The following is a 6,106-nucleotide window of genomic DNA, read 5'->3' as shown; positions in this document are numbered from 1 at the left end:
TGAAGCAGGTCGAGGGCTGGCAGGACATGCCCCTGACCGAGGCCGCCCAGACGGTGCAGGTGTCGGCCTACCCGTTCCACTACGCCCAGTGGGAGACCCAGGCCGCCGACCTCGTGGCCGAGCACTGGACCAGCTGACCCCGGCACCACCACCAGACCTAACCCTCAAGGGGGAAAGAAACTGTTGGCCGGCACCCGACACGGGTGCCGGCCAACAGCCGTATCCGGGGTCATGTGCCGTGGGCTGGCACGGCTACGACCCACCGGCCTCGGGTAGCGTGATTGACCGCCAGTGTCTCAACGCTCCCCAGATTTCAGGCACCTTTCCCCAGAGTCCCCCCAGATTTCAGGCATCTCTCCCCAGAGTCTCCCCAATCTCGTGCGATGTATTGCACCGACTTGATGTCTACCGCCTGTCCTATATGGTTGTCCGCGGTGCACTGCACAGATTTCTCTGTTCCGAGAAACAGGTCGGTACGCCCGCCCTGGCGCGTCGGGCGGACGCCCGGCCTCTGCATCTCAGGGACGGTGACGAGTGTCAACGCACCGCAAGGGGCCTTCGGGCCCGAGGAAGTACCGACGGGCCACCACCAACAGGTGGCGGGATGTCGGAGAGTGGGCGGCACTAGTACTCAAGGTGCTCGCCTACGCAACATCTCTGGCGATAACCCTCGCCGGAAGAGGATGCGGGCCCAACTGACAACCGTCAGCTGAGCCCGTATCGGGGAAGGGCTCCGCCTGCACGCCGGCAAAGCTGGGGCGGGGCTCTTTCCAACTACATCACGCTGTGATACCAAACTGGCACCACAGGTGGTACCAAAAGGTACTCCCTTTTGTATAAGTAAACAACTCCGGGTTGTCTACTTCCGTCGCCGCCATTTCGTCTCCTCCCGGGCCCTAGGTCAGTCGCCGTCGGTGGCGGAGTCGTCTGGCCGGGCGGCGATGACGCGGCGCAGGTCGGGTACCGCCGGCAGACCCGGTGACGACACGTGGCGGACGAAGGAGAGCATCAGCGAACCGTGAAGTCCTGGATACCCAGCGCGCAGAAATACGCCTCCCGCAGCGCCGCCTCGTCATCGCCGACCGCTGGGCCAGCAACGCGTCCACCGCGATACGGATCAAGGTATTCGCCGTGATGCCTGTGAACGCCACCCGACCCATCCAACTGATCAACGCTGCCCTCACGCGCCTGGATGGGTGATGCACCGCACTCCGTAGTCATACGGGAGTAGGCTAGCGGTATGACAAAGCGTCGAGTGACCATCTCCGTACCCTCGGACGTGGCCGAGACCCTGGAGCAGCAGCCCAACGCCTCCGCATACGTCACCGAGACTGTGCGGGCTCGCCGGAACTTCGAGCAGTTCCGCGACCTGGTGGCCGAGGCCGGCGTGCACCTCACCGAGCAGGGCATGGCCACAGCGCGAGCCCGCCGACTGGCTGTGGAGGCCGAGTGGACCCCAGAGCGGGTGGCGGCCCTACGTGCGCGGGTGCGTGACCACATGACGGCCGAGCTGTCCAACGGTGACCAGCAGGCACCAGCCGCGTGAGCCTCGACGACGAGCCTCCAGGCGCGGTCACGCTCGTGCTAGACCGCTCAGCGCTGCTTGCCTACCCCTACTCGATACACGTGGCCGAGCCGATAGGCGAGGTCATCCGAGACGGAAATCGATACGGCGTCACCGACGTCACCGTCGCCGAGACGCTGACGCTGATGACCGACCCCAAACAACGCGACCACCTGCACCGACTGCTACGCCAGCAGTCCTGCGCAATGCTCCCCACCAGCGGCGACTGGTTGGAACTGTCCTACTGGCGCGGACTGACCGGCCGCATCGACCTAGCCACCACAGTCATGGCATCACTGGACAACGGAGGAGCCTCGATCCTGACCGGAGAGGGCACCCGCTACGGCGAGCACCTGCCGGTCATCCACATACCGCAGTGACCTCCCGCCGGCCCAGGCGTTGGCGACACCCGCAAATCCGGTGTGCTCGCCCGCGCCGCCAGCGGTGACCTCGCCCACCAGGTTGCGTGGCGGCTAGGCCTGCTCTCCTATCCACAACATGTGGATAGAACATGTGTGCGAAGCGATGGGGGTCCTTGTTGCGGGCTGATGGTGGGTTCGCTGCCAGGGAGAACACGACAGTTCCCTGGTGGCTCTCGGCCGCGCTATCTGCGTGGGGTGCTTGCCGTAGAGTCAAATGCTGTCTAAGCAGGTTCACTTTTCAGGGTGGGGGCGATGAGCGGCGACAAGGATGGCGCTGCCCCATACCGCCGGATCGTGGACGACATCCGCGAAATGATTCGGACTGGGCAGCTCAGTGAGGGTGATCGACTGCCGTCGCAGCCTGCGCTTGCGCGCCAGTACCAGGTCACACGTGCCACGGTGACGAAGGCGGTCGCGACCCTGGTGGCTGAGGGGCTCGTGACGACCCGGATGGGGTCCGGGGCTTATGTGCGGGCTTTCGAGCGGATCCTTCGGTCTTCCCCGCGTCGCCTGTCTGCGCAGTGGTGGGGTGCCGGCCACGCCGTGCAGGACGCCGACACCGGCCGTCGCCCGCGATCAGTCGACACACGGGTTGACGAGGTTCCTGTTCCCGACGAGACCGCTGTCTTGATGGGCTTGGCGCCCGGCGCGCTGGCCGTCCGTCGGCGGCGCCGATTTGTTGTAGACGATGACCGGTCGGTGCAGCTGGCTACCAGCTGGTACCCCGCAGACATTGCCCGAGGAACCCGGATCGCAGAGATCGACACGGGACCTGGTGGATCTCCGGCCAGGTTGGCCGAAGCCGGACATGCCCCGACGAGCCACCGCGAGCGGATCCGGGTGCGGATGCCCTGGCCGACCGAGCGTGAGGCGCTGGGGTTGGCTCCCGGCACGCCCGTCGCCCATGTTCTGCGGTTGAGCTACGACGCTGCGGGCCGATGCGTGGAGGCAACCGACATGGTGCTCGACGGCACAGCTTACGAGCTGGAGTACATCTTCAACTCCTGACAGGGCCGCTGACCAGGCGCGGCTCTCTTGGAATCAGCATGACTCAAAATTGACCTAGGCAGAAACACTTGACCTGTCTAGGCAGGTCGGTTCCAATCGAGCTAGGTCCGATGGCTTCCATCGAAACCGACCGGGGCTATTTGGACCGGTCGGTCTTGCCTGCCCAACACAAACGGGCCCCGGCGGATGCACCCGCCGAGGCCCGAGGCATCCGATCCAAACCGAAGGGAGATCGACGTGCCAATCACGAGGTTAGCGGCTCCGCCCCCTCGGGCTGTAGCCGTGACTACGGAGTCGTCGTCGGTGCTGGCGAAGCGGAGGCAGGGCCGAGGTTTGTGCGCCCCGGACGGCAAGAAGTCCAGGGTCAGCGCGGTCAGCGATCCGTGGTTCCCGGTTACGCGAAATGAGGCGGATCTGGAAGCGCAGGCACGCAAGGCGTGCAGCGGCTGCGCGGTGAAGGCTGAGTGCGCCGAGCTGGCGTTGCGGGAGGAGGCGGAGCTTCCTCCGGACTGGATCCAGGGGATCTACGGCGGCTTGGCGCCGCATCAGCGGATCGAGGCGATCAAGGCTCGCCGGGATGCCGGGGAGGTGGCCCGGTGATCGTCGAGGTATTGCTTCCCGCTGCTGGCGTGGTGTCGCTGTTTGGGCATGTGTGGGCTTTCCGGTCGGTGCGTGGGTTGCGGGGCCGGCTGTCTGAAGCTCGCCGTCGGTCGGTTACGGACCCGCTGACCGGTCTGGCTAACCGGGCGGGCTTGAGCCGGGCCCTGGTTGAGCTGGCGGATGACTCCTACGACCTGGTCCTGGTGGACCTGGACCGGTTCAAGCAGGTCAACGACACGTGGGGTCACGCTGCCGGTGATGCGCTGCTGGTGGAGATCGCGCGCCGCTTGTCGGCGCTGCTGGAGGGCATTGACGGCGCGGTGGTCGCGCGGCTTGGTGGCGACGAGTTGGTGCTGGCGTCGCCGTCGCCGGCTCCGTTGGCGCAGCTGCTCGGCGCGGAGGCTATCGCGGCGTTGGCCGCGCCGATCGAGGTTGCCGCCGGCGTGACGGTGACGGTGACTGCCAGTGTCGGCGCGGTCCACGCGACTGCTGGGGATGAGTGGTCGCGGGTGCTGGCGGCGGCGGACGCCGCTGTGTACGAGGTCAAGGCCCGGGGCGGGGACGGGATGGTGGAGCACTGCCCACTGACCGAGTTGCCGGAGGTGGAAGCGCGGCCGTTGCTGCGGATTCGGGAGCTGGCGGCTCTGACCAGCGTGGTGGGGGTGGCCCGGTGAAGGCCACCACGCTGGATATGGAGCTGGAACATCGGGCGGCCCGGCCGGTCGCGCGGCCTTCGGCCCCTCCGGTGGTGGGCCGGTCATGGGCGCTGCGGGTCGCGGCGGTGCTGGCGGTGGCGGGTGCTCCGGCGGCGGCACTGGCCGGCCGGGCGGCTGCGGATTACGCCGGCGAGGTGCCGCAGGTGCTGCTGTTCTCGCCGGTCGCTGCGGTTGGCCTGGTCACCGGCGTGGTCGCCGGTGGCCGCCTGGTTCGCTGGTTTGACGACCGCCGTCACCCGCCAGCGGTCGATGTAGAAGAAGCCGATCTGGACTCGGAAGGCCGGCGGCTGCTGGCCCAGGTGCGGGCGCGGCGGCGGGCGCGCGGGGAGGTGTGCTGATGGCCTCTCTACGGGTGTTGGTGCGGGTGCGTCTGGACTGGTCGGATCCGCAGCACTACGAGCACGGCCGACCGCTGTCCTGCCGGGTCTGCGATACCCCCACGACGATGCGTGACGCCCAGAGGCGGGCATGCCACCAGTCGTGCGCGGAGGTCGAGATCGCGCGGGAGCTGGGCGCTGGTGAGGCGCGGATTGCTGATGAGCGGGAGGTGGCGCGGTGACGGTGGTGCAGGGCGGCCCGGATTTGGGTCAGCTGGCGTTGCAGGACCGGCGGGTGGCTCGTGATTTGGCTGCTGCGGAGCGGGAGCGGTTGCTCGCTGAGCAGCAGATCGCCCGCGATGACGCGGAGGCTGAGCGTCGGTTGCGGATGCAGGACGGCAAGTTGCAGCTCGCGGCCCGGAGGGATCGGGTTAAGGCTGATCGGGCTGAGCGGCGCCGTACGGAGCGGGAGGCTGCTCGGGAGGCGAAGCGGGCGCGCAAGCAGGTCCGTCGGGCGGAGCTTGGCGCGTGGGTGCAGCGGCGCGTGGAGTATGTGCGGGATAACGCTGCGGCTGTCTACTGCGGGCTGGTCTACGGGTTGGCCGTGTCTGGTGCGGTGTATGGGCAGGTTGATGCCGCCCGGTCCCACGGGTTACCGACGCCGGTCGGTGTGATCGCCGCTGTGGCGATTGAGGGCACCGGGTTGGCGATGGCGCTGACTGCCCAGCAGCAGCGGCTTCGGGGTGAGCGGGCGACGGTGGCCCGGTGCCTGATCTGGATCTGCACGGCGGCGGCGGTGGCGATCAACGCGATTGGTCATGGCAGCGAGCCGGTGAAGGCGATCGGGCTGAGCGTGCTTAGCGCGCTGGGGATCATCGTCTACGAGGTGCGGTCCGGGGCCCGACACCGTGCGGCGTTGCGGGATTTGGGCATGATCCCGGAGCCGCCGGAGCGGTTTGGGTGGCGCCGGTGGGTGACCTACCCGTGGGAGACGTTCGCGGCGTGGCGGGTGGACGTGCGTGGCCGGCTCAGCCCGGGGGCGAAGGCCCTGATTTCGCAGGCCGACGAGCGGCGCGCGGCGAAGCAGACTCGGATCGAGCAGCGGCGTGCGGCCAATAGAGCCCAGCTTGAGGCGCGGCGTGGTGAGCGGCGCCAGGTAGCGGAGGCAGAGCGGGAGCGGAAGCGGCAGCAGAAGATGACCTCCGAGGTGGCCGGTCGTGCCCGTAAGGCGGCGCAGGCGGCGACCAAGAAGGGCGAGGCCGGTGCGGCGTTGGACGCGCTGGTGCAACTGGCACACACCGGCACACCGGCAGCGCTGACGGAAGCGGAAGCACGCACTGCTGCCGCCGAAGCGCGGGCGGAAGCGGAAACGGCCCTCCGGGTAGAAGCGGAAGCGGAAGCGGTGACTGCTACGCGTCGGGCGGAAGCGGAAGCAATGCGCCGGGCGGAAGCGGAAGCGGAAGCGGTGATTGCTACGCG

Annotated in this window: 8 protein-coding genes; all 8 read left to right on the top strand. The window is 67.9% G+C overall.

What is annotated here, in order from left to right:
- Positions 1 to 1,240 precede the first annotated feature (1,240 nt).
- On the top strand, positions 1,241 to 1,546 hold the full coding sequence (locus B116_RS0117700) for a hypothetical protein (RefSeq protein WP_025620719.1): 306 nt from the start codon (positions 1,241 to 1,243) through the stop codon (positions 1,544 to 1,546).
- Positions 1,543 to 1,944 carry a hypothetical protein gene (locus tag B116_RS0117695; protein WP_025620718.1) on the top strand — a complete coding sequence of 134 codons (402 nt, stop codon included), beginning with the start codon at positions 1,543 to 1,545 and terminating at the stop codon, positions 1,942 to 1,944. Before B116_RS0117700 ends, B116_RS0117695 begins: the two co-directional genes overlap by 4 nt.
- Positions 1,945 to 2,238: 294 nt before the next feature.
- The gene (locus tag B116_RS0117690) at positions 2,239 to 2,994 is read left to right on the top strand and encodes a GntR family transcriptional regulator (RefSeq protein ID WP_025620717.1); all 756 of its coding nucleotides are present in this window, start codon (positions 2,239 to 2,241) and stop codon (positions 2,992 to 2,994) included.
- Between the two features lie 282 nt (positions 2,995 to 3,276).
- Entirely contained in the window at positions 3,277 to 3,594 is a 318-nt protein-coding gene (locus B116_RS0117685) for a WhiB family transcriptional regulator (RefSeq protein WP_027660839.1), read from the top strand.
- A complete protein-coding gene (locus tag B116_RS0117680; protein ID WP_027660838.1) occupies positions 3,591 to 4,268 on the top strand; it encodes a GGDEF domain-containing protein in 678 nt (225 codons plus the stop codon). Before B116_RS0117685 ends, B116_RS0117680 begins: the two co-directional genes overlap by 4 nt.
- The gene (locus B116_RS28675; protein ID WP_082312839.1) at positions 4,265 to 4,648 is read left to right on the top strand and encodes a hypothetical protein; all 384 of its coding nucleotides are present in this window, start codon (positions 4,265 to 4,267) and stop codon (positions 4,646 to 4,648) included. Before B116_RS0117680 ends, B116_RS28675 begins: the two co-directional genes overlap by 4 nt.
- On the top strand, positions 4,648 to 4,869 hold the full coding sequence (locus tag B116_RS0117670) for a hypothetical protein (RefSeq protein WP_027660837.1): 222 nt from the start codon (positions 4,648 to 4,650) through the stop codon (positions 4,867 to 4,869). Before B116_RS28675 ends, B116_RS0117670 begins: the two co-directional genes overlap by 1 nt.
- On the top strand, positions 4,866 to 6,106 hold a 1,241-nt coding region (locus B116_RS0117665; RefSeq protein ID WP_027660836.1), incomplete at its 3' end, for a DUF2637 domain-containing protein. The genes B116_RS0117670 and B116_RS0117665, both read left to right, overlap by 4 nt.

It is taken from the genome of Salinispora fenicalii (assembly GCF_000514815.1).
In the GTDB taxonomy this organism is placed as follows: Bacteria; Actinomycetota; Actinomycetes; order Mycobacteriales; family Micromonosporaceae; genus Micromonospora; species Micromonospora fenicalii.
Note: the sequence above shows the minus strand (reverse complement) of the source record. Positions and strands in the feature narration are given on the sequence as shown.

Coding starts and splice junctions, on each gene's coding strand:
- B116_RS0117700 (WP_025620719.1), top strand. CDS start 1,241: ATGACAAAGCGTCGAGTGACCATCTCCGTACCCTCGGACGTGGCCGAG.
- B116_RS0117690 (WP_025620717.1), top strand. CDS start 2,239: ATGAGCGGCGACAAGGATGGCGCTGCCCCATACCGCCGGATCGTGGAC.
- B116_RS0117670 (WP_027660837.1), top strand. CDS start 4,648: ATGGCCTCTCTACGGGTGTTGGTGCGGGTGCGTCTGGACTGGTCGGAT.